This is a genomic window from Campylobacter portucalensis, assembly GCF_009690845.1.
Taxonomy (GTDB): domain Bacteria; phylum Campylobacterota; class Campylobacteria; order Campylobacterales; family Campylobacteraceae; genus Campylobacter_B; species Campylobacter_B portucalensis.
In genome coordinates, this window is record NZ_VWSJ01000055.1 from 1 (window position 1) to 1,972 (window position 1,972).

Below are 1,972 nucleotides of genomic sequence, written 5' to 3' on the forward strand. Positions count from 1 at the left end.
GAAATGGTAATGATACTATAGATAGTGGAAGTGGTGATGATGATAGTGCAACAAAAAGATACAAATTCATACAAAATTTAAAAAAACTAACAATAAGTAACCAAATAGTAACTAAAAAGATTTATAATTTTAAAAGTTATAAATTTGCTATGTAAATGGAAAAGAAAATGATGAATGAAATAGATTTAATCAATAAAAGAATTTTTTTAGTTAAAATTCAAGCTGTTATATACCTTCTTTTAATTATAGCTACTATATTTGGTACATTTTATTTGGGTGATGATATGATACTAAAATTTCAATTTTTTAAGATATATTTTTTATTTTTTGCATTGATTTTATTTTGTAAGGCATTTTATTTTACCAATATTAAGCAATCTAAAAAATATATGATTATTTTATTTTTAAATTTATTATCACTATATTATATCTATATTATTGATGAAAATATTATAAATATTTCATTTTTTATATTAGATGTTTTTATGTTTTTGTTTTCGTCTTATTTGATGTATGAATTTTTAAAATCAATTTGCAAAAAGGCTTTATTTGAATCTTTTTTATACATAAATTTTTCAGTAATTTTTATGTTTATTTTACATATTGCATTGCTATATGATAAATATTTAATTAAAACCAAAGAACCAGAATTGTGGATTGTATCAATATGGATAATCGTCTATACAATTTTACCATTATCAATTTGGCTATCTATCCCAATAAATTTAATAAAAGAATATAGATATTTTAAAAAAGAACTAAAAACAAAAAATTAACTAAATCAATAAAACTAAAATTTAAAACAAAGGATAAATAATGGATTTTTCATCTGTAAAGAGAATGGATATGTCACTAGGCAAAGTTAAAGAACAAGCTGCACTATCTGCTAATAGCTATAAAGAACACTATGTGGGAGAAAAAGTTACTATAAATGGTAACTCTTATGTGGTAGAAAAATTTGCTATTAATTACGTTTTTAAAAGTATAAAATTGAATTTGTTTTAAGGATTTGGTAATGAAAAAAAATATTATATTGATACTTTTCTCTTTGTTTTTATATGGATGTGAAGGCAGAGAGTGTAGAAATGAGTACAATAAAAAAGCTAATGAAATTATTTTTGAAAAGCTACGGAATTTTGAACATTTAGGTGGAACTTGGAGTTGTGGCACTATTGATAAACATGTTAGTATATCAAATATATATGGTGCTACCGATAATGATATAGAAATTTTATTAAATAATCTCACTAAAGCATCAAAATTAAAAAATGTAAAGAAAGAAATTAATGTATATAAAAATATAAATCATATAGACAAAAATTTAAAACCAAAAGGAAGCCCTGTGCTTGTTTTAAAATTAGATACAACAAAAGGAAAGTAATATGGCAAAGGTTACAATTTATACAGATACTTGGGGAGTGCCTCATACATTTTTAGGAGTTACAGACAATAATGGAAATACTAGATATTGGGGATTTTCTCCGGATAAAAGAGGTTTGTATGGCAAGGGAAGCGTCAAAGACGAGTATGATTATGATGAAAATAAATTACATGATTATCAAAATGCTTATGAAATAGAAATAAGTGATAAACAACTAGATAAATTACAAAAATCTATAGAGAAAAGCATAGAAGAGAAGCCATACTATGATTTGCCTAGAGGCTCTCAATGCACTGTTTGGGCAATGGATATGCTAAATAGTGCTGACATAATAGATCAAGTAGTGAAACCAAACTATAATGCCAATAAAAATGGCTTCTATGGAATATTGTATGGCTTTTTTCAGACAGTCATATATAACCCTTATATTCAAGTGGATTTATTTTTATTGTTAGATTTTATAAATAATATTAAAAACTTCTTTGACCCAACAGCCGATGTTACTATCTACGACCCCCTTACCCTTGACCTTAATAATGATGGTAAAATTTCAACTCTAAATTTAAGCAATGGAGTATATTTTGATCACAA

General features: G+C 24.6%; 4 protein-coding genes. All 4 read left to right on the forward strand.

Annotation, left to right across the window (positions count from 1 at the left end; translation table 11 throughout):
- The first annotated feature begins 170 nt into the window (after positions 1-170).
- Positions 171-776, forward strand: a complete 606-nt coding sequence (locus tag F1B92_RS08545; RefSeq protein ID WP_229770992.1) for a hypothetical protein — start codon at positions 171-173, stop codon at positions 774-776.
- A 40-nt stretch (positions 777-816) separates the two neighbouring features.
- Positions 817-1,005 carry a hypothetical protein gene (locus F1B92_RS08550; RefSeq protein WP_154571423.1) on the forward strand — a complete coding sequence of 63 codons (189 nt, stop codon included), beginning with the start codon at positions 817-819 and terminating at the stop codon, positions 1,003-1,005.
- A gap of 10 nt (positions 1,006-1,015) precedes the next feature.
- The gene (locus tag F1B92_RS08555; RefSeq protein WP_154571424.1) at positions 1,016-1,381 is read left to right on the forward strand and encodes a hypothetical protein; all 366 of its coding nucleotides are present in this window, start codon (positions 1,016-1,018) and stop codon (positions 1,379-1,381) included.
- Between the two features lies 1 nt (position 1,382).
- Positions 1,383-1,972 (forward strand): hypothetical protein (locus F1B92_RS08560; protein ID WP_154571425.1); only part of this gene is annotated, 590 nt, incomplete at its 3' end.

Bases quoted from the DNA above. Each gene is read 5' to 3' on its own strand.
- F1B92_RS08555 (WP_154571424.1), top strand. From the start codon at position 1,016: ATGAAAAAAAATATTATATTGATACTTTTCTCTTTGTTTTTATATGGA.
- F1B92_RS08550 (WP_154571423.1), top strand. From the start codon at position 817: ATGGATTTTTCATCTGTAAAGAGAATGGATATGTCACTAGGCAAAGTT.
- F1B92_RS08545 (WP_229770992.1), top strand. From the start codon at position 171: ATGAATGAAATAGATTTAATCAATAAAAGAATTTTTTTAGTTAAAATT.